This is a genomic window from Streptomyces sp. NPDC052101 (genome assembly GCF_040680235.1).
In the GTDB taxonomy this organism is placed as follows: domain Bacteria; phylum Actinomycetota; class Actinomycetes; order Streptomycetales; family Streptomycetaceae; genus Streptomyces.
Map to the genome: position 1 here is coordinate 6,042 of NZ_JBFAWH010000034.1, position 23,683 is coordinate 29,724.

At 72.2% G+C, this 23,683-nt stretch carries 1 protein-coding gene; it reads right to left on the reverse strand.

All coding sequences use genetic code 11. The features are described 5' to 3' along the window. Positions 1-93: 93 nt before the first annotated feature. Positions 94-23,664, reverse strand: a complete 23,571-nt coding sequence (locus tag AB0L75_RS36660; RefSeq protein WP_365190156.1) for an amino acid adenylation domain-containing protein — start codon at positions 23,662-23,664, stop codon at positions 94-96. Positions 23,665-23,683 lie beyond the last annotated feature (19 nt).

Here is a 23,683-nt window from a genome sequence, read left to right on the forward strand (position 1 = left end):
TCTGTCAGGGAATCCGAATCACCCCGCTGGCCCTTCCATCAGGAACCGCGATCGTGGCGTCCGTCGTCGGGTGACGACGGACGCCACGTGCGGTCACGCGTCGAGTGTGATGGCGGCAGGGATGGCCGCGGCCAACTGCTGCGCCATGGCCTGCGGGTTCTCGAGCGGCGCCGAATGGGCGCCCTCGATGTTGCGGGCCACGAACGTGCCCCTGGTCAGCGCGGACCAGCCCTCCATCGTGCTCTTGGGCAGCACCGGGTCGGCCGTGGCCGACACCGCCGTGATCGGGATGTCCAGCGGACCCCTGCGGTCGGCGTCCAGCATCAGCTGATACCGGTTCCACATCGCGGAGTCGTTCCGCAGGTTCTCCAGGTAGCCGGCGAAGACCTCTTCGTGGGCGAGGATCTCGTCGGGCAGCACACCCCGGAAGAACTCGATCAAGGTCTCCGGCGCCGCCGTGTCCCACAGCGTCGACACCTCCAGGAACTGCTTGAGCGTCTCCGGCGCCTCGCTGAACGGCGGCGGCGCACAGGCGACGACGAGAGACAGTTCCGGTCCGCCCACCCTGCTGCCCAGCCGGTGAGCGATCTCCCATGCCCCGCATGCGCCCTGGCTGTGTCCGTACAGGACGGTCGGCACGTCGAGACGGTCGGACATCTCCGCCACGACCCGGTCGACGAGGGTGTCGACATCGCTCACCGGAGCCTCCCCGTTGCGTCCCTCACGGCCGGGGACCCGGATACCGAGCAGTTCCACGTCCTCGGGAAGGTGCGGGATGAGCGGGACGTGGGAGGTGGTCGTGCCCCCCATTCCCGCCATGCACAGGATCCGTGCCCTGGGCTTTCGCGCCGGCTTGAGCACCCGCACCAACGCGTCGTTCGCGGGCTCGGCGACGGGCTGCCGCCCGGTGAGTCGGTCGACCAGGTGGTGCGCGATGCCCGCACAACTGCCGTGCCGGAACAGCACGTCCGTGCTGAGCGGCAGGCCGCTTCGCCTGGCGAGCCGGGCGCGCAGGCCGACCGCCATCAGCGAGTCCATCCCGAGCTGCTGGAGCGGCTGTTCGACTGGGACCTCCGCCACCCCGAGAGCAGCCGCGGCCTCGACGCGGACCAGTTCGAGCACCGCGTCGAACTGCGCCTCCCGTCCCAGGCCCGCCAGCCGCTCCGCGAGTCCGCTCTCCTGGCGCTCGCCGGTCATCACCGCGCGCGCCTCCGGGACGCCCAGCAGCAGCGGACGCCGCCCGGCGACGCAGAGCGTGGGGGTGAAGCGGGCCCAGTCGATGTCGGCCACCCCCAGCGCCACCCGATCCGTTCCGAGCACCAGGTCCAGTGCGCTCAGTGCGCGGTCCGGTGGCATCAGCCGCAGACCCCGTGCCCGGAACTGCTCCGCGGCCTCCTCCGTCACCATGCCTCCGTCGGCCCAGCCACCCCAGTGCACCACGGTGGCCGTGCGGCCGCCCGCCACCCGGTGACGGGCGAGGGCATCCAGCGCGGCGTCACCCGCCGCGTTGGTCGTTCCGCCGCCTGCACCCCACAGACCGGTACCACTGCCGTAGAGCAGGAACGCGTCCAGTGGCCGGTCGCCGAGCAGTTCGTGCAGGTGCCAGGCGCCGGACACCTTCGCGGAGAGTTCCTCGGCGGCCCGGGCACCGTCGAGCTCTGCCAGGAGTGCCGTCCCGGAGACTCCCGCGAGATGCGCGACGACCGTCAGCGGCGGGCCGTCGGCGTCGATCCGGTCGATCAGGTCGGCGACCTGCCTCCTGTCACCGACGTCGCAGGCCGCCGTCACGACCTGCGCCCCGGTCGCCTCGAGTTCCTGGCGGAACTGTGCGGAGACCTCGTCGGAGCGGGAGGCGAGCACGACGCGTCGCGTGCCGCGTTCCACCAGCCGACGGGCGAGCCGGCGGCCGAGGGCTCCCGTGCCGCCGGTGATCAGGGCGGTGCCGCTCGTCGTCCACGGCGCCCGCGGTGCGAGCGTGGTGCGACGCAGCCTTCGCACATAACGGCCGTCGGCGCGGAGCGCGATCTGGTCCTCGTCGTCACCGGCGAGAACGGCGCGGACGAGCTGCCCGGCCCAGTCGGGGTGCGGCAGTTCGGGCAGGTCCGCGGTACCGCCCCAGCCTTCGGGGCGTTCCAGTGCCGCGACCCGGCCCAGCCCGCTGATCAGAGCCTGCTCGGGACGTGTGACCGGATCTGCCTCGTCCACACCGACAGCGCCCCGGGTGACCAGCCACACCGGAGTCCTCGGGTGACGTGTTCCGAGTTCCTGCAGCAGTCGTACGGTGCGGAGGAAGCCCTGCCGTGCGCCGGCGTCCTCGTCCAGTGGCGTCAGGATGATCACACCCTGCAACGCCGCCGGCAGGGAGGCCAGGCCGTCAGGATGCGTGCCGGCCCGGTGGGTGTCGGCTCCTGCCTCTCGCAGGGCCGTCACCAGCTCCGCAGCGGGTGACGCGGGGTCCCCGAGGACGGCCCAGACCCCGTCCGCCGGTGCCGGGTCGGGCTCGCTGGGCTGCCAGGTCTCCTCGTACAGCCAGTCGGCGATCTCGGCGTGGTCGTCGCGGCCCTCGTACCAGCGCCGGAGCAACGGCAGCAGGTCCACGACGCTGTCCCGGTGCTGTCCGGACGCTCCGAGCAACTCGGCGAGCGAGTCCACCTCGCCCGCACCGACGGCGTCCCAGAACCGCTGGTCGGTCGTCCTGCGGCGAGCGGGCTCCTTCCAGTGGCGCTGCCGCTGGAACGCGTAGCCGGGCAGACCGACCAAGCGGCCGTCGGGCACGGCCGCCGACCAATCGATCTCGACACCGTGCACGTGCAGGGCGCCGAGGGTGCGCCGGAGCCGGTCCAGGCCGCCCCGTTCGCGTTCCATGGCCGCCAGGACCACCGCGTCCTGCTCCGCGCCGCCATCGGCCAGCGGCATGGCCAGCACGGGGTGCGGGCTGATCTCGACGAACACCGTGTATCCGTCGGCGAGCAGCTCCTGCTGTGCGAGGTCGAGCCGTACGGGTTCGCGCAGATTCCGGCACCAGTAGCCGGCGTCCAGCTCCTCACCCGCGGCCCGGCGGCCCAGCACCGTGGAGTACAGCGGGATGTCGGACGGGCGGGGACGCAGCGAGGCGAGCTTCTCCCGGAGGCCGGGCAGCAGCGCGTCCATGTGCGAACTGTGGGACGCACAGGCGGCGTTCAGCAAGCCGCACATCACGTCCTGGTCGTCCCACGCGTAGAGCAGCTCCTCCACGGTCGTGCGGTCCCCCGAGATGACCGTGGATCCCGGTGTGTTCACCACGGCGACCGAGACGGCGTCCCCGTACGGAGCCAGTGTCGCCTCGACTTCGGAGACGGGGAGTTCCACCGTGGCCATCTCACCGTCGGAGGACAGCGCGGCGAGGGCCGTGCTGCGTTCGGCCACGATCCTGGCGCCCTCCTCCAGCGTCAGGGCCCCGGCGACCACGGCGGCGGCGATCTCGCCCTGGCTGTGTCCGACCACGGCCTGCGCTTCCAGGCCCAGATCCCGCATGGCTGCCGCCAGGCCGAGATACATGGTGAACAGCACCGGCTGGGCGATGTCCAGGCGGTCCCACGCGATGCGGTCCTCGTCCTGGAGCAGCTCGCGGACCGACCAGCCGGTCCAGGGGCGCAACGCCTCGTCGCAGCGGTCGACCGTGTCGGCGAAGGCCGGGCTCTCGGAGAGCAGGCGCTGGGCCATGCCCGGCCACTGCGAACCCTGGCCGGGGAAGACGAACACGACCTTGCCCGGCCGTGCGGTGCCAAGGGTGACCGACGGGTCCGGCCGGTCGGCCGCCAGGGCGGTCAGTCCTTCGACGACCGCGGGCAGATCAGCTCCGGCCACCGACGCGCGCTCGGCGAAGTGCCTGCGGTGCCGCGTGGTGGTCCGGGCCAGGTCGGCGAGGGTGGTGTCGGGGTGTTCGGTGAGCCAGTCGGCCCACCGCCGGGCCTGGTCCCTCAAGGCCTGCGGGGTCCGTCCGGAGACGACCACCGGCGCCACGGCCTGTGCCGGGGCGGCCTGTGCCGGGGCGGCCTGTGCGGCCGGCTGCGGTGGCTGTTCCAGCACCAGGTGCGCGTTGGTCCCTCCGACGCCGAACGCCGACACTCCGGCGCGTCGGGTGCCCGGCCAGGCCCGGGTGTCGTCGCTGATCCGCAGGACCGCCGGGTCCAGGCCGAGTTCGGGGTTGACGCGCCGGAAGTTGACCGTGGGGACGAGTTCCCCGTGGTAGACGCAGAGTGCTGCCTTGACCAGTCCCGCCAGGCCCGCGGCGACGTCGGTGTGACCGATGTTGGACTTCACCGAGCCGACCGTGCAGGGCTCGTCGCGGTCGGGGGTGAAGACCTCCTGCAGGGCCTGGATCTCGATCGGATCGCCCATGGCGGTGGCGGTGCCGTGAGCCTCGACGTAGCCGATGTCGGCGGACGACAGTCCGGCGTCGGCGAGGGCGTCGGTGATGACGGTGGCCTGGCCGTTCACGCTGGGTGCGGTGAAGCCGACCTTGTCGGACCCGTCGTTGTTGATGGCGCTGCCGCGGACGACCGCGTAGATGCGGTCCCCGGCCTCGACCGCGTCGGACAGGCGGCGCAACACCACAGCCACCACGCCGTTGGCGAGGACCGTGCCCGCGCCGTCGGCGTCGAAGGGCCGGCAGTGCCCGTCCGGCGAGGCCACGAAGCCTTCCTGGTACTGGTAGCCCTGTTCCAGGGGGAAGGTGAACGCGGAGGCGCCGACGAGTGCCACGTCGGATTCCCCGCGCAGCAGGCTCTGCCGGGCCAGGTGCGTGGCCACGAGCCCCGTGGAACACGCCGTCTGCACCGTCAGCGCGGGACCGCGCAGATTCAGCAGGTGCGCCAGGCGGGTCGCGAGGAAGTCGTTCTTGTTCCCGATCGCCGAACGGAAGACCTCCGATACGTCCTCGGGATCGCCCTGGTCGTAGCCGCCGAAGCCGACTCCGCCGAAGACTCCGATGCGGCCGGGGTCGGCACCGGGCACGATGCCGGCGTCCTCCAGGCCCTGCCAGGCCGTCTCCAGGAAGAGCCGGTGCTGCGGATCCATGTTCTCGGCATCGGACGGAGAGCAGCGGAAGAACTCGGCGTCGAAGAGATCGGCGTCCTCCACATAGCCCTTGGCCAAGACGTACCCGGGGTCCTCCAGTACGTTCCTGGGCACGCCGGCGTCGAGCAGTTCCTGGTCGGTGAAGCGGCGGATCGACTCCACACCGCCGCGCAGGTTCGCCCAGAACTCCTCGGCGTCGTTCGCGCCCGGCAGACGCAGGGCCATGCCCACGATCGCCACGGCGTCCTCGTCCGTACGCTCCCGGGGCGCCGCCGCGGTGACCGCGCGTGTGGTGTCGCCGCGCAGGAACGCGGTGAGCTGCCGGATCGTGGAGTAGCGGAACAGCGTCGAGAGGGGGAACTCGCGGTCCAGGGCGGTGCGGATCAGCTCGTGGACCTGCAGGGCTCCCATCGACGTGCCGCCCAGTTCGAAGAAGCCCCGGTCCGGGTCGACCTCGTCCGGCCCCAGCACCTGCGACCATGCCGAGACCACTGTCTCCCACACCCGGTCGCCTCCTGCGGCCGGTTGCACGGGCCCGGGCTGCGGCGCCGGCAGGGCGGCCAGGGCCAGCCGGTCGATCTTGCGGTTCGGCGTCAGCGGCAGACTCTCCTGCCGTATCCACCGCGCGGGCAGCATCGACACGGGCAGCCGCGACGCGGCGTGCTCGGCCAGGACCCGCTGGTCGGCGTCCCCGGAGTAGTACACCCACAGGGCAGCGGGACCGGCGTCCGCACGTACGACCGCAGCAGCCTCCCGCACGCCGGTGCACTCGGAGACCACGGACTCGATCTCGCCGAGTTCGATCCGGTGTCCGGCCAGCTTCACCTGGTTGTCCACGCGGCCGCAGTACTCCAGCGAACCGTCCTCGCGGTAGCGGACCACGTCCCCCGTGCGGTACATCCGCCCCGCACCCTCGAGCGGGTCCACCACGAACCGCTCCTCCGTCAGCGCGGCCCGGTTCAAGTAGCCTCGCGCGACACCACGCCCGCCGATCCACAACTCACCACGGCAGCCTCGCGGTACCGGCTGCCGCTGCCGGTCGAGGACGGCCAGCCGGGTGCCGGGCACGGGCGATCCCAGCGACACCGGCCCGGGCTCGACCCGCCAGGTCGTCGCGTAGATCGTGGTCTCCGTAGGCCCGTACCCGTTGATCACGTCGCCGCCGCAGGTGCGCATCAACCGGTCGGCGAGGCCTCGATCGAGCGCTTCGCCACCGACGATGAGCAGCCGCAGCCCGCTGAGCAGCTCACGGCCGCCCGCGTCCGCAAGCAGCATCCTGGCCAGCGACGGGGTGCACTGCAGGTGCGTCGGCCGGTACGTCCGGTAGTCGGCCCAGCCGCCGACCTCTCCGTTGGTGACCACCACTCGGTATCCCCTGGTCAGGGTCCACAGCAGTTCGAGACAGGAGATGTCGAAGGAGACGCTGGTGACGGCGAGCCAGCTGTCGTCGGCGCCACCGCCGACGCGTTCGTCCATCGCCGCGCAGAAGGCGGTGAACTGCGCGTGCTCGACCACCACGCCCTTCGGGGTGCCCGTCGAGCCCGAGGTGTAGATGACAAGGGCGGGGTCGGACGGTTCCGGCAGGGCCGGCACAGTGCTGTCCGGCCGTCCGGGTCGCCCGGGGTCGGTGCTCTCCTCGACGGACAGCACCCGCAGGCCGGCCGGCAGTACGTCCGCCAGGGAGCCGCTCGAGATCACCACCTCGATGCCGCTGTCGGACACCACATGGTCCAGACGCGCCTTCGGGTACTCCGGGTCCAGCGGAACGTAGGCGCCCCCGGCGAACCAGGTGCCGAGCATCGCCACCGGCAGATCGACCGTGCGGGGAAGGCAGAGACCGACCAGATCACCGCGTACGACGCCCAGTCCGGCGAGCTCGCGGGCGAGCGCGAGGGCTCTCGTCGTCACCTCCTGGTAGGTCAGCTCGCCCTCGTCAGCCACGACGGCCACCGCGTCGGGCGTCCGCGCCGCCTGATCCAGGATCCGCCGGCAGGCGTTCTCCCCGGCAGGCCTGGCCCCGACGTCACCGCCGTGCTCGGCGAGCCAGCCGCGCTCCGCGGCGCAGAGCAGTTCGGTCTCCCGGACCGGACCGGCGGGGTCGGCGGCCAGCGAGGCCAGCAGGGTCTCGAAGTTGGCGGCCATACGGCGGGCCGAGTCCCGGTCCAGCACGTGGGACTGGAACTCCAGCTCCCCGCGCAGCACATCACCGTCGGCGGTCAACGTGAGGCCCAGCTCGAACTTCGACGCGCCCTGGACGTTGCCCGACACGCTTCCCGTCGTGGGAAGCCGCCAGGCCGCCTCGCCCGTTCCGATCGCGGGGAAGGCCGTGCCGCCGTAGTTGAACACCGCCCGGAACAGCGGGTTCTCCTCACCGGTCCGGTCACCGCCGGCGATGCGCACGACCTCGGTCAGCGGGACGCTCTGGTGCTCGAACACCCCCCGCACACGGGTGTGCGTGCGGGCGAGGACGTCCTCGAAGGACACCTCCCCGGTCAGGTCGCATCGCAGCGGCAGGGTGTTCGCCAGGAACCCGAAGGTCTCCGCGACCTGCGGCAGTTCCCTCGCCGACCAGATCGTGCCGATGCTGAAGTCGTACTGGTCGGTGTAGCGGGCGAGCAGCACCGCGAAGGCACTGACGTACACGGTGTATCCGGTGACGGAGTTGCGGGTGGCCAGCTCGTCCAGGGCGGCCCGAAGCTCTGCGGGCACGGTGAAGTGCACCGCGTCGCCCTCGTCGTCCTCGGCGCCGTCGCGAGCGGGGAGTTCCAGCCGCTGGACACCGTCCAGCTCGGACGCGAAGTAGTCGAGCGACTGCTCGAAGGCGCCCTCCTCGATGGACTGCTTCTCCCATCGTGCGTAGTCACCCAGGTGGTACCGGACTTCGGGGAGCTGGAGGGTGTCCTGCCCGGCCAGGGCCCGGTATGTCTCGTACAGCTCGTTCAGCAGAAGGGACAGCGACCAGCCGTCGGTGATGGCGTGGTGCAGGGTGAGGCACAGGGTCCACACATCGCCGGAGTCCACCAGCAGGCAGCGGAACAGGGTCTCGGCGTCCAGCTCGAACGGGGTCCGTTCCTCCGCACGGAGCGTCCGGTCCAGTTCACCGGCGTCGGTGATCCGTTCGTGCCGCAGCGGAACGGTGAAGTCCTGGTGCACCACCTGGACCAGGTCGCCGTCCCGGACCTCCAGTCCGGTGCGCAGCGCCTCGTGACGTCCCATCACCGCGCGCAGGGCCCGGCCGAACGTCTCCGGACACAGCGGGGTCCGCACCTCTAGCCGGAACACGGCGTTGTACTGAGCGGATTCCGGGCGCATCCGCTCCAGGAACCACAGCCGACGCTGGCCCTCGGTCGCCGGATGGACGTCGCGCCGCTCGGCGCGTTCCATCGACGGACCAGGAGGCGGCAGCTCGGAGAAGGCATGGGCCAGCAGATGGTCCACGACCGCCTGAGGCGTGGGGTGTTCGAAGGCGAGCGTGGACGGCAGCGGTGTGCCAGTCACCTCGCTGAGCCGGTTGCGCAGCTGCAGCGCCATCATCGAGTCCAGCCCGCGGTCCTGGAACCGCTCGTCCACGGGCAGGGGTTCACCGAGTCCGAGAACGCCGCGGACGACGTCCTGCACGGCCTCCATCACGGTGAGGGCACGGGCCGACTCGGGCAGTGCCGCCAGCCGGGACGCCAGGTCCGCGGGGGGTGCCTGCCGTTCCTGCCGGATACGGGCTCCGCCGTCGATCCAGTAGCTCTGCCGCTGGAAGGCGTAGCCGGGCAGGTCGACCCGGCGGCCGGGCCCGTCGATGACCCGGGTCCAGTCCACCGTACGGCCGTGGACGTGCAGTTCGCCGAGGCCGCGCACGATCTGTTCGAGGCCGCCGTGATCGCGGCGCAGGCTGCCCAGGACCACTCCGCCCCGGTCGGCGGTGAACGTGGTCAGCGGGATGGCCAGCAGCGGATGCGGGCTGACCTCGGTGAACACGCCGAAGCCGTCGGCGCTCAGCGCGTCCAGCGCCAGGTCCATGCGCACCGGCTCACGCAGGTTGCGGCACCAGTACCGGGCGTCCAGGGCCTCCCCGCCGATCGGCGCACCGGTCACCGAGGAGTACATCGGCACGGTCGTCGCGCGGGGGCGCAGTCCGCTCAGCGCCGCTTCCACCTCGGGCAGCATGGGGTCGACCAGGCTGCAGTGTCCGGCCCGGTCCGCCTTGATCCGGCGGGAGAACACATCGCGGTCCGCCAGCTTCGCGAGCAGGCCGCCCACCGCATCCGCCGCGCCGGACACCGCCACGGAACCCGGGGTGTTCACCGCGGCCACCGACAGCGATCCGCCGTACCCGGCGAGCAGTTCCTCCACCTCGGGCAGCGGCAGGCCGAGCAGGGCCATGCCGCCCGAGCCGCTCTCGATGCGCTGGAACGCCTGGCTGCGGACGGTGACCACCCTGGCGCCCTCCTCCAGGGTCAGCGCTCCGGCGACCACGGCGGCGGGCACCTCGCCCTGGCTGTGTCCGACCACGGCCTCCGGTTCCAGACCGACGGACCGCCACACCGCCGCCAGGCCGAGCGCGACCGTGAACAGCGCGGGCTGGATCACCTCGACGTCGTCCAGGCTCCGCCCGCTCGCCTCGGGGTCCTCCAGCAGCTCGCGCATCGACCAGCCGGTCCAGGGGCGCAACGCCTCGTCGCAGCGGTCGACCGTGTCGGCGAAGGCCGGGCTCTCGGTGAGCAGGCGCTGGGCCATGCCCGGCCACTGCGAACCGTGGCCGGCGAAGACGAACACGACCTTGCCATGCTCCTGGGCGACCCCGGTGCACACCGCGTCGTCGCCGTGTCCGTCCCCGAGCGCGGTCAGCCCGCGCACCGCCTCGTCCAGGTCATGGGCGAGGACGGCGGCCCGGTGCTCGAAGTGCTGGCGGTGCTGTGTGGAGGTCCGGGCCAGGTCGGCGAGGGGGGTGTCCGGGTGCCGGGTGAGCCAGTCGGCCCACTGCCTGGCCTGGTCCCTCAAGGCCTGCGGGGTCCGTCCGGAGACGACCACGGGTGCCGCGGCCTGTGCCGGGGCGGGGTGCGTGGGCGGCTGCGGCGGCTGTTCCAGGACCATGTGGGCGTTGGTACCTCCGATGCCGAACGAGGAGACGCCGGCGCGTCGGGTGCCCGGCCAGGTCCGGGTGTCGTCGCTGATCCGCAGGATTGCCGGGTCCAGGCCCAGTTCGGGGTCGACGCGTTCGAAGTTCACCGTGGGTACCAGTTCTCCGTGGTAGACGCAGAGCGCCGCCTTGACCAGCCCTGCCAGGCCCGCGGCCACGTCGACATGGCCGATGTTGGACTTCACCGAGCCGACCGCGCAGGGCTCGTCGCGGTCGGAGGAGAAGACCTCCTGCAGGGCCTGGACCTCGATGAGGTCGCCCATCGCGGTGGCGGTGCCGTGAGCCTCGACGTAGCCGATGTCGGCGGACGACAGTCGGGCGTCGGCGAGGGCGTCGGCGATGACGGTGGCCTGGCCGCTGACGCTGGGTGCGGTGAAGCCGACCTTGTCGGACCCGTCGTTGTTGATGGCGCTGCCGCGGACGACCGCGTAGATGCGGTCCCCGGCCTCGACCGCGTCGGACAGCCGCCGCATCACCACAGCGACCACGCCGTTGCCCACCACGGTGCCCTGGCGGTCGGCGTCGAACGCACGGCAGGAGCCGTCCGGTGAGAAGACGAAGCCTTCCTGGTGGTAGTAGCCGTACTCCAGCGGGAACGTGAGAGCGGAGGCGCCGACCAGTGCCACGTCGGATTCCCCGCGCAGCAGGCTCTGCCTGGCCAGATGGGCTACCACCAGCCCGGTGGAACACGCCGTCTGCACCGTCAGCGCGGGACCGCGCAGATTCAGCTTGTGCGCCACCCTCGTGGACACGAAGTCGGACTTGTTACCGAGGAGGTTGCGGTAGAACTCGTGCAGTTCGGTGATCTCGTCGCCGCGCACCGTTCCGCTGTTGTAGCCGCCGAATCCGGCACCCGCGAAAACTCCGATGCGGCCGGGGTAGGAACCCGGCTTGATGCCGGCGTTCTCCAGGCCCTTCCAGGCCGTCTCCAGGAAGAGCCGGTGCTGCGGATCCATGTTCTCCGCTTCGGACCGCGAGTAGCCGAAGAACTCGGCGTCGAAGAGATCGGCGTCCTCCACATAACCCTTGGCCGGGACGAACGCGGGATCCTCCAGTACGTTCCTGGGTACGCCGGCGTCGAGCAGTTCCTGGTCGGTGAAGCGGCGGATCGACTCCACACCGCCCCGCAGGTTCGCCCAGAACTCCTCGGCGTCGTTCGCGCCCGGCAGACGCAGCGCCACGCCGACGATCGCCACGGCGTCCTCGTCCGGACGTTCCTCGGCCGGCGCCGGCGCCGCGGTCACCGTACGGGTGGAGTCGCCCCGCAGGAACGTGGTCAGCTCCCGCACGGTGGAGTGGCGGAACAGCGTGGAGAGCGGGAACTCGCGGTCCAGGCCGGTGCGGATCAGCTCGTGGACCCGCACCGCTGTCAACGACGTTCCGCCCAGGTCGAAGAAGCCGCTGTCCGGGTCCACCTCGGCCGGCTCCAGCTCCAGCACCTGCGACCAGGCCGAGAGCACCGTCTCCCACACCCGGTCGTCACGGGCGGCCGGAGCGGAGGGCTCCGGCCGTGACGTGGGCAGCGCGGTCGGCTCCGGCGTCACGGTGTCGCCGTGCCGCCGGAACCAGCCCTCGTCCTCGGCGTGGAGCAAGGACAGTCGGCTGACCGGCAGATCGCCGTCCCGGACGAAGGAGTTCAGCAGGGTCTCGAAGTTCGCGACCATGCGGTGTGCGGATTCCTGGTCCAGTAGGTGCGACTGGAACTCCAGCTCCCCGCGCAGTCCCTCCGCGGCGGGTGCGAGGCTCATGGTCAGCTCGAACTTGGCGGTTCCCGCGACGTTGCCGGTGAAGGACCCGGCGAACGGCTGCCATGTGCCGTCGTCCGGCTCCGCGCCCAGGCCGTAGTTGAACACCGCCCGGAAGAGCGGGTTCTCCTCGCCGTTGCGCTCGGCGTCGGCGACCTTGACCACTTCGGACAGGGGAACGTTCTGGTGCTCCATCACGCCGAGCACGCGCGACTTCATCGCCGACAGCAGCTCGGGCACGTTCGGGTCGCCGGACAGATCACAGCGCAGCGGCAGGGTGTTGGCGAGGAATCCCACGATCTCCGCCGACCCGGCCAGACCGCGCCCGGACCACACCGTGCCGATGCTGAAGTCCCGCTGGTCGCTGTACCGGGAGAGCAGCACCGCGAACGCGCCGGCCAGCACCGTGTAGAGCGTGACCCCCGCATCGGAGGCGAGGGCCTCCAGCTCGCCCCGAAGGGCGTCGGGCACGGCGAAATTGACTCTACCCGCACCGAAGTCCAGGTCGCTCGGGGGAAGTTCCAGACGCGGGGCCCCGGCCAGTTCGCTGCGGAAGAAGCCGAGTCCCGCCTCGAAGGCGCCCTGCTCGAGGGAGTCCCGCTCCCAGGCGGCGTAGTCGCCGAGGTGCGCGAGCGACTCGTTCCCGCTGTCGGGAATGCGGCCCGTGCGGAACTCCCCGTACGCGGCGAACAGCTCATGCAGCATCATGACCAGCGACCAGGCGTCGACGATCGCGTGGTGCAGGGTGAAGGAGACCACCTGCTCGTCCGCGCCGGTCAGCACCAGGCAGCGGAACAACACCGGGCCGGACAGGTCGAAGGGCGTCTCGGCCTCGCCGCGGATCCGGTCGGCCAGTTCCTCGGAACCGGCCACGTCCTCGAAGCGCAGCGGGGTGGAGAACTCCTCGTGCACCACCTGGACCAGCTCACCGTCGCGGCTCTCCAGGCCGGTGCGCAGTGCCTCGTGCCGCCGCACCACGTGGTCGACGGCGGAGGCGAACGCCGCGCGGTCCAACGGCTCGGCGACCCGGACCGGCATCGTCACGTTGTACTCGGCCGTGCCGGGACGCATCTGCTCCAGGAACCACAGCCTGCGCTGCCCCTCGGTCGCCGGATGGAGATCGCGTCGCTCCACGCGTTCCACGCGCGCACGACCCGTGTCGTCCCCCTGGCCTCGAAGGCAGTCGTTGAGGTACTCCGCCAGGCCGGCGGGCGTCGGGTGATCGAAGACGGCCGTCGCGGGCAGGGACAGTCCGGTCTCGGCGGACAGCCTCCGCCTCAGTTCCACCGCCATCAGGGAGTCCAGCCCGAGGTCGGTGAACGCCGCCTCGGGGTGGATCCCGTCGGAGCGGCCCAAGGTCACGGCCGCCTCGCGCCGCACGAGATCGGTCAGCGCGCTGATGCGCTGCGGCTCCGGCAGACCGGACCAACCGGTGTCGACGCTGTCCGCCCGGGTGTCCGCCAGCCTGCGCATCCGGGTCCTGCCCCGCAGCAGCGGCGAGCGGGCGTCCTCGGCGCCGGACAGATCGATCCGCAGGGGAACAAGATGCGCTCGCCGGCTGGTCAACGCGGTGTCGAGAGCGCCCAGCGCCTGCGGGCCGGTCAGCGCGGTCACTCCCTGCCTGCGCATCCTTGCCAGTTCCGCCTGGCCGAGGTGCGCGGTCAGCCCCGTACCGGCCTGCTCCCACAGTCCCCAGGACAGGGTCAGTCCGGGAAGTCCCCGCCGGCGTCGTTCGAGCACGACCGCGTCCGCGAAGGCGTTCGCCGCGGCGTAGCCGCTCTGCCCGGCGCTGCCAAGGACACCCGCGGCGGACGAAAACACCACGAACCAGGTGAGCGGACGGTCTGCGGTCAGCTCGTGCAGCCACCATGCCGCGCGGGCCTTCGGCGCCCAGACCCGTTCCAGACGCTCCGGGGTCTGGTCCGTGAGCAGCCCGTCGTCGAGTACACCGGCCAGATGCCACACGCCGCTGAGATCGGTGACGGACTCCACGAGTCCGGCCACCTGGTCGCGGCTGGTGACATCGCAGGCCACCACGCTCACACGGTCGGCCCCGGCGGCGGTCAACTCGGCGACCAGCTCGTCGACGCCCTCCGCCGCCTGACCGCGGCGGGAAGCCAGCACCAGCTTGCGCACGCCCCATGTGTCCACCAGGTGCAGTGCGACCTGCCGTCCCAGTTCACCGGTGCCGCCGGTGATCAGCACCGTGCCCTGGGCCGCGTCACGGGTGTCGGCGGCGGATGCCGCTCCATCGTCCGCGGATGCCGTGTCGCGCGGGGAGAACCGGACCAGCCGGGGGACGCGTAGCGTTCCGCCGCGGACCACCAGTTCCGGCTCGGGGACGGTCAGCGACGCCCGTACCGTGTCCGGATCGGCGTCGGTGTCCACGTCCACCAGCCGCACCGGATGTCCCTCGGCGCGCGCCGCACGCAGCAGACCCCACAGGGGTGCCGAGGCCAGGTCGACGGTCTCGCCCTCGTCCACGGACATGGCCTGACGGGTCACCCAGACCAGTTCGGTGCCGACCAGCCGTGGATCGGCCAGCAGGTCACGCGCACGGAGCAGTGCCGCCGCGGTGAACTCCTCCGGCATACCGGAGGGTTGCGTGGCATCGACCACGATGCGGGAGGGAACCGGCCCGGTCTCCAGGTCCAGCGTGGGCAGTCCGAGCGCGGCCGCGAGGGGGCCACCGGTGATCACGGTGTCCGTCGGCCCGGCGGCGGGCGACGCGCACTCCTGGAACTCCAGCCGGTACAGGTGCCGTTCCGCCGCGGTGCGCAGGCTCTCCGCGTCGGCTTCCCGGAGGCGAAGGCCCGCGGTGACGACCAGGTCACCGTTCTCGTCCGTCACCCACAGCTCGGCCTGCTCGCGCGTGCTGTCGAGGCGTACGCGCACCCGCACGACCGACGCCCCGGTCGCGTACAGCCGGGCGTCGCTCCACTCGAACGGCAGCAGGACGCGCTTCCCGCGGTGCGGAACGGAATTGCCGCCCCGAGCGGAGTCGCGGTGCTGGGTGATCTCGTCGTCGGCTTCCTCTGCGGTGAGGATCGTGTGGAGCGCGGCGTCCAGGAGGGCGGGGTGGATCCCGAACCCTTCGGGCCGCAGGCTCTCGGGAAGGCGAAGGACGGCGTAGAGCTCGTCGCCCTCACGCCACAGCTCGCTGAGGCCCCGGAATGCGGGGCCGTAGTAGAGGCCGCGCTCGCGGAAGCGCTCGTAGAACCCGTCCAGGGACACGTGCTCCGCGGACTCGACCACCGCTGCCCAGTCGACGGGTTCGGGGGCGCGCACGGGCGCGCCCTGGGTGAGTTGGGCGATCGCGTGGGTGGTCCAGGGCGTGTCGGGGTGGCTGTCGGGGTCGGGATGGGAGTGGACGGTGGCCTGGCGGCGCCCGTTGCCGTCGATGTCGGTGACGGCGATCTGAAGGCGCAGCGGCCCGGTCTCGGGCAGCACCAGGGGGGTGGCGAGGGTCAGGGTGTCCACCGTGCCGGCTCCGACCCGCTCGGCGGCGGTGAGGACCATGTCCAGGATCCCGGTGCCCGGCAGCAGCGCTGTGCCGAACACACGGTGGTCGCCCAGCCAGCCCTGCCCGCCGGCGGTGGCGTCGATCGTGCCGGTGAGGATGAGTCCGTCGCCGGAGGCCAGCGGTGTCGACAGCGTCAGCCACGGGTGGTCCACCCCGTCCACGCCCCAGCCCGAGGCATCCGCCGGAGTGGTGACGGGGGCGGCGTGCCAGTAGCGCTGACGGTCGAAGGCATAGGTGGGCAACTCGCTCGCCGGCGACGCCCGGGGGACCAGCTGGTGCCACGGCCAGGCGTCTGCGTGGGCGAGACCGGCGCGGACCCAGGAGGAGAGGACGTCGGTGGTGTCGGCCCGGTCCCGGTGGGCGGTGGCCAAGGCGATTCCCCCGTGGTGCCGGGTGATCTCATCGAGGACCATGGCCATGACGGGGTGGGGACTGATCTCGATCCAGGTGTGGTGGCCGTCGGCGGTGGCCGCCTGGCCGGCCTGGTCGAACCGTACGGGCCGGCGCAGGTTGGCGCACCAGTAGTCCGCGTCCAGCTCGCCGTCCTGGACCGTGCGGCCGAGGACGGTGGAGTACATCGGGATCCGTCCGGACCGGGACCGCAGGCCGGCCAGTTCCTCGGCCAGAGCGGGCAGGAGCGGGTCCATGTGGGCGCTGTGGGAGGCGTAGTCCACCTGCACCCGGCGGGCGAACACCGCCTCGGTCCGCAGCTGGGCCAGCAGGGTGTCCAGGGCGTCGCTGTCCCCGGAGATCACCGTGGACGTGGGGGTGTTGACCGCGGCGATCGACAGGCCGGTGCCCGCCAGGCGCTCGGTGATCCACTCATGGCCGCGTTCGACGACGGCCATGCCTCCCTGGCCCCGGCAGGTGGCCACGGCCCGGGAGCGGACGGCGACGACTTTCGCGCCCTGCTCGACGGTGAGGATGCCCGCCACCACGGCGGCGGCGACTTCGCCCTGCGAATGCCCGATCACGGCCTGCGGGGTGATGCCCATGGACTCCCACCAGGCGGCCAGGCCCAGGCTCATCGCGAACAGCGCCGGCTGCACCTCCTCCACGCCGGAGAGGGGGCGCTGCCCGGTGAGGACCTCGGTGACCGACCACCCCGTCCAGGGCAGGAGGGCCGCGTCGCAGGCGGCGACGGTCTCGGCGAACACCGGGGAGTGCTCACACAGCACCCGGCCCATGCCCTCCCACTGCGACCCCTGCCCCGGGAACACCCACACACCGCCGGAGCCGGCCCCGTGGAGGGCCTCTTGGCCGAGTCCCTCGACGGGGGCGATCACGCCGGCCGCGTCGGTGCCCTCGGCGAGAGCTTCCAGTCGGCTGATGGCCTCGTCGCGGGTGGTGGCCAGGACGGCGCCCCGGTGGCCGAACCAGCCGCGGTGCCACAGCGCGGTGGACGCCACCCGGTCCAGCGAGACCTCCGGGTGCTTGCGCCACCACGCGGCCCAGCTCCGGGCCTGTGCCCGCACCACATCCGCGTCCCGGCCCGACACCACTACCGGGAACACACCATCCGCCACCGGCTGCTCAGTGACGGCCTCGACGGCGGGGGACTCCTCGAGAACGAGGTGGGCGTTGGTCCCGGACAGGCCGAACGACGAGACACCCGCGCGCCGCACCCGGGTCTCGTCCCGCGGCCAGGAGCGCGCCTCGCCCAGCAGCTCCAGCCCGCTGCCCTCCCATGCGATGTGCTCGCTGGGCTGCTCGGCGTGCAAGGTCGCGGGCAGCTGCTCGTGCTGCAGCGCGAGCACCATCTTGATCACCCCGGCCACGCCCGAGGCGGCCTGGGCATGACCGATGTTCGACTTCGACGACCCCAGGTACACCGGCCGCTCCGCGGAACGCCCCGGCCCGAAGACCGCCGCCAGAGCGCCCGCCTCGATCGGGTCGCCGAGCGGGGTCCCGGTGCCGTGCGCCTCGATCGCGTCCACGTCCGACGGGGACAGCCCCGCACGCGACAGCGCCTGCTCGATCACCCGCTGCTGCGAGGGCCCGTTCGGGGCGGTCAGCCCCTGGGACCGGCCGTCCTGGTTCACCGCCGACCCGCGGATCACCGCGAGTACCCGATCCCCGGCGGCCTGCGCGGCCGACAGGCGCTTCAGGACGAGCACGCCGCAGCCCTCGGACCACCCGGCACCGTCCGCGTCGGCGGAGAAGCTCTTGCACCGCCCGTCCGCAGCCGTGCCCCGCAGCCGGGAGAACTCCACGAACAACGACGGCGTCGACATCACCGTCACACCACCGGCGAGCGCGACATCGCACTCCCCCTGGCGCAGCGCCGTCACCGCCAGGTGCAGCGCCACCAGCGACGACGAACACGCCGTGTCCACCGTCACCGCCGGACCCTGCAACCCCAGCGCATACGACACCCGGCCCGACAGCACGCTGCCCGCGCTGCCCATCGAGCCGTACGCGTCGAGCGCGCTCAGGTCCCGCCTGTGGAAACGGTCGTAGTCCGACCCCATCGCACCGAGGTACACGCCGGTGTTGCTGCCCTCAAGGGCTTCGGGGCGGAACCCGGCGCGCTCGAGAGCCTCCCACGAGGCTTCCAGCACAAGCCGCTGCTGCGGATCCATCGCCTGCGCCTCGAGCGGCGGAATTCCGAAGAACCCCGCGTCGAACTGCTCGACGTCCCGCAGGAATCCGCCCGTACGCGTATAGCTCTTGCCCACGGCGTCCGGGTCCGGGTCGTACACGTCCCAGTCGTCCCACCGGGACGGGAACCCCTCGATCGCGTCCCCGCCCGAGGACAGCAGCTCCCAGAACTCCTCCGGGGTGCCCACCCCGCCCGGCAGCCGGCACGCCATCGACACGATCGCGACCGGATCGTCGTCCTCGTCCGCAGCCCGGACCACGGCCGCGGCGGACAGCGCCGCCTGTGACAGGTCCATCCGTTCCAGGAGGAACTCCGCCATGGCGGACGGGGTCGGGTAGTCGAACGCCAGCGTCGCGGGCAGGGGAACATCGGTCTCCTGCGAGACCCGGCGCCGCAGTTCCACGGCCATCAGCGAATCGAGGCCGAGGTCCCTGAGCACCTGCTGTGCTGAGACCGCACCCTCGTCCGGTAGGCCGAGCACGCTCGCCGCCGCCGACCGCACCAGCAGCGTCACCGACTCCCGCCGCTGGTCGGGGGAGAGCGCCGCGAGCCTGCCGCGCAGGCCCGACGGGGTCTCACTCGCGTTCGCCCGACGCAGGCGTGTCCTGACCATGGCGCGCAGCAGTGCCGGCACCTCGTCCTGGCCACGGTGCAGCGAGGCCAGCCCGAGCCGCACGGGAACCAGATGCCCCGGCGAGTCCGTCGCCAGCGCCGCGTCCAGGGTCCGAAGCCCCTCGTCCACGGACAGCGGCTCGACGCCCATGCGCCGGATCCGGGTCAGCTCGGCCTGGCCGAGATGCGCGGTCAGCCCCGTCCCGGCCTGCTCCCACAGACCCCAGGACAGACTCCTGGCGGGCAGGCCCGCGTGCACACGCCATACGGCGAAGGCGTCCAGGAACGCGTTGCCCGCGGCGTACGTGCTCTGACCGGCACTGCCGAGCACTCCGGCGAGCGAGGAGAACATGACGAACTCGGACAGCGCGTGGTCTCGGGTGAGTTCGTGCAGATGCAGCGCGGCGTCCAGCTTCGGAGCGAGTACGCGGTCCAGCCGCTCCGCGTTCTGATCCGGCAGCAGGCCGTCGTCCAGGACTCCGGCCAGGTGCCACACCGAGTCCAGATCGTCGATGGAACCGATCAGACCGGCGAGGGCTTCCCTGTCGGTGACGTCACAGGTCACGATCCGTACGCTGTCGGCCCCCGCCTCCGTGAGTTCGGCGGCGAGGTCGGCGGCTCCCGGGGCCTGGTCACCCTGACGCGAGGTCAGCACGAGACGCCGGACCCCACGGGTGCGCACCAGATGCCGGGCCAGCTCCCTGCCCAGCTCACCGGTTCCGCCGGTGAGCAGTGCCGTGCCCCGCGACGCCGGTCCCGCGGTGACGTCTTCCGGCTCCGCCTCGACCGCGACCAGCCGTGCGACCCGGATCTCGCCTTCCCGTACGGCGATCTCGGGCTCGTCCGCCACGGACACGGCCCGGGCGAGCGCGGCCTCGTCCTCGGCTGCGGAGCCGACGTCCACCAGGCGCAGCGATCGCTGCGGGTACTCGGCGCGCGCGGCACGGACCAGACCCCACAGGGCGGCCTGGACGAGGCCGTCCGCGCTCTGCCCCGGATCGGCCGCCACGGCCTGGCGGGTCACCCAGACCAGCTCCGTCCCGTCCAGCCGGGAGTCGGCCAGCAGGCTCTGCGCCTCGTGCAGTGCGGCCGTGGTGGCCGCACGTACCGCGTCCGCCAGGTCGCCTGGGTCCCGCGCGGTGTCCGCGGTGTGGTCGAGGACGAGCCGTGCCGGGGGCTCCTTGCCGGCGTCGAGCCGGGTGTGCAGCGCGTCCACGCCGGTGACGGACCGTCCGCCGGCCATGGGCGCGAGGTCACCGGAGCCGCCGAGGACCCAGGTCTCGGCGAGTACCTCACGGATCGTCCGGGGAGGCTGGAACTCGACGCGGTAGAGGTGGCCGGGGGTGCGCTGCCGCAGCTGCTGTGCGGTCGCCGTCCGCAGGACGAGCGCGTCCGCGTGGGCCACCGGCTCGCCGTGGGCGTCGGCCATCCACACCCGGACCGTGTCGGAGGACCCGGTCTCCCGCTCGATCCTTACGCGGAGTTCGGTCGCACCGGTGGCGTACACCTCCGTACCGGCCCACTCGAAGGGCAGCGACACCCGGTCCGTGTCGGAGTCCAGTGCTGAGATCGCGTGCAGCGCCGCGTCCAGCAGGGCCGGATGCACCGCGAAGCCGCCCGCCGCCGCGTTCTCGGCCTCGGCCTCGGGCAGGCGGGCCACGGCGTACACGGTGTCGCCGCTGCGGGAGAGCTCCACCAGGCCGCGGAAGGCGGGTCCGTAGTCGATGCCGCGTTCCCGCAGCCGGTCGTAGAACCCCTCCAGGTCCACCGGTGTGCTGCCCGCCACCGGCCAGTCGCGCAGTTCCCGGAACCCGTCGTCGGTGGCGCAGAGGGCTTGGTGCGTCAGTCGGGCAGTGGCGTGGGTGGTCCAGGGGGTGTCGGGGTGGGTGCCGGGGTCGGGGTGGGTGTGCACGGAGGCCTGGCGCCGGCCGTCGCCGTCGATGCCGGTGACGGCGACCTGGACTCGCAGCCCGCCGGTTTCGGGGAGGACGAGGGGAGCCGTCAGGGTGAGGGTGTCGATCCCGGTGGCGCCCACGCGTTCGGCGGCGGTGAGGACCATGTCGAGGATCGCGGTGCCGGGCAGGACCACGGTGTCGAACACATGGTGGTCGTTCAGCCAGCGCTGTCCGGGGGCGGTGGCGTCGATCCTTCCGGTGAGGACCAGCCCGTCCTCGCCGACGAGCGGGGTGGCGAGCGTGAGCCACGGGTGGTCCAGGCCGTCGACGCCCCACGCCGACGGATCGACGGTGCCGGTGGGCGCGGCGTGCCAGTGGCGCCGACGGTCGAAGGCGTAGGTGGGCAGCGTGGCTTCCACGGGTGTGCGCGGGACGGCCCGCTCCCACGGCCATGCGGTGCCCCGGGTCATTCCGGCGCGGACCCATGAGGTGAGGATGTCGGTGGTGTCGGCGTGGTGGCGGTGAGCGGTGGCGTGACTGGTTCCGCCGTGCTGCTGGGTGATGTCGTCGAGGGCCATGGCCATGACGGGGTGGGGGCTGATCTCGACCCAGGTGTGGTGGCCGTCGGCGGCGGCCGCCTGGCTGGCCTGGTCGAAGCGGACGGGCCGGCGCAGGTTGGCGCACCAGTAGTCCGCGTTCATCTCGGTGCCGTGGATCTTGCGGCCGTGGACGGTGGAGTAGAGGGGAGTGTGTCCGGACCGGGGCTCCAGGTCGGCGAGTTTCTCGGCGATGCCGGGCAGGAGCGCGTCCATGTGGGCGCTGTGGGAGGCGTAGTCGACCTGGACGCGCCGGGCGAACACGCCCTCGGCGTGCAGGTCGGCCAGGAGCGCGTCCAGGGCGTCGTTGTCGCCGGATACGACGGTGGAGGTGGGGGTGTTGACGGCGGCGACGGACAGGGTGGTGCCCGTGAGGCGTTCGGTGATCCAGTCGTGGGCGCGTTCGACAACGGCCATACCGCCCTGGCCGTCGCGGGTGGCGACGGCTCGGGAACGGGTGGCGACGATGCGTGCGCCCTGTTCGACGGTCAGGATGCCGGCAACGACTGCGGCGGCGACTTCGCCCTGGGAGTGTCCGATCACCGCCTCGGGGGTGATGCCCATGGACTTCCACCATGCGGCCAGTCCCAGGCTCATGGTGAAGAGTGCCGGCTGGACTTCCTCGACGCCGGTCAGGGGGCGACGGCCGGTGAGGAGGTCCGTGACCGATGTCCCGGTCCAGGGCAGGAGGGCCGCGTCGCAGGCGGCCACCGCTTCGGCGAAGGCGGGGGACTGCTCGTAGAGGGCCTGGCCCATGCCCTCCCATTGCGAGCCCTGGCCCGGGAACACCCACACACTGCCGTCACCGGTCTGCAGGATGTCCTCGCCCGCAGCTTCGAGGGGGGCGATGACGCCGGTGGCATCGGTGCCTTCGGCGAGGGCTTCGAGGCGCTCGATGGCCTCTTCCCGGGTGGTGGCGAGGACGGCGCCGCGGCGGTCGAACCAACTGCGGTGCCACAGTGCGGTGGACGCGACCCGGTCCAGGGGTATGTCGGGGTGGTTGCGCCACCAGTGGGCCCAGCGCCGGGCCTGCGCCCGCACCACACCGGCGTCCCGGCCCGAGACCACCACCGGGAACACGCCCGCGGCGGCGGGCCCGGCGGAGTCCGCGGGCTCCGGTGCCAGCTCCGGGCGCGCCGGGGCTTCTTCGAGGATCAGGTGGGCGTTGGTCCCGGACAGGCCGAACGACGACACACCCGCTCGCCGTACCCGGGATTCCTCCTGCGGCCAGGAGCGGGCCTCGCCCAGCAGGGCGAGCCCGCTGCCGTCCCACTCGATGTGCTCGCTGGGCCGCTCGGAGTACAAGGACGGGGGCAGCTGCTCGTGCTGCAGCGCGAGCACCATCTTGATGACACCGGCCACACCGGCGGCGGCCTGGGCGTGCCCGATGTTCGACTTCGACGAGCCCAGCCACACCGGTCGTTCCGTGGGGCGGCCCGGCCCGAAGACCTCACTGAGCGCCCCGGCCTCGACCGGGTCGCCGAGGGGGGTTCCGGTGCCGTGGGCCTCGATCGCGTCCACGTCCGACGGGGACAGCCCGGCGCGCGACAGGGCCTCATGGATGACGCGCTGCTGCGAGGGCCCGTTCGGGGCGGTGAGCCCCTGGGACCGGCCGTCCTGGTTGACCGCCGACCCGCGGATCACGGCCAGCACCCGGTCGCCGTCGGCCTGCGCGGCCGACAGGCGCTTGAGGACGAGGACTCCGCAGCCCTCGGACCACCCGGCACCGTCCGCGTCGGCGGAGAAGCTCTTGCACCGCCCGTCCGCAGCGGTGCCCCGCAGCCGGGAGAACTCCACGAAGACCGAGGGCGTCGACATCACCGTCACACCACCGGCGAGCGCCACGTCGCACTCCCGCTGGCGCAGCGCCGTCACCGCCAGGTGCAGCGCCACCAGCGACGACGAACACGCCGTGTCCACCGTCACCGCCGGGCCCCGCAGCCCCAGCGAGTACGACACCCGGCCCGACAGCACGCTGCTCGCCCGGCCGGTGTTGACGTACCCGTCCTGGTCGCCGAGACCGTGCCCCAGGCTGCCGTAGTCGCCGTTCATCGTGCCCAGGTACACACCCGTGTTGCTGTTCTCCAGGGCCTCGGAGCGGATGCCGGCGCGCTCCAGGGCCTCCCAGGAGGTCTCCAGGACCACCCGCTGCTGCGGGTCCATGCCCCGCGCCTCACGCGGCGGGATCCCGAAGAACGCGGCGTCGAACTCCTCGACGTCCCGCAGGAACCCGCCCTCGCGCGCATAGCTCTTGCCGACGGCCTCCGGATCCGGGTCGTACACGTCCCAGTCGTCCCACCGGGACGGGAACCCCTCGATCGCGTCCCCGCCCGAGGACAGCAGCTCCCAGAAGTCCTCCGGAGTCCCCACGCCGCCCGGCAGCCGGCACGCCATCGACACGATCGCGACCGGTTCGGTCAGTTGGGCCTCCAGATCGGTCGCCCGCCGCTTCAGCTCCCGGATAGCGGGCAGGGCGAGTTCCAACCGATTCTGTTCAGGCATCAGGAATTCCTTCCAGGAA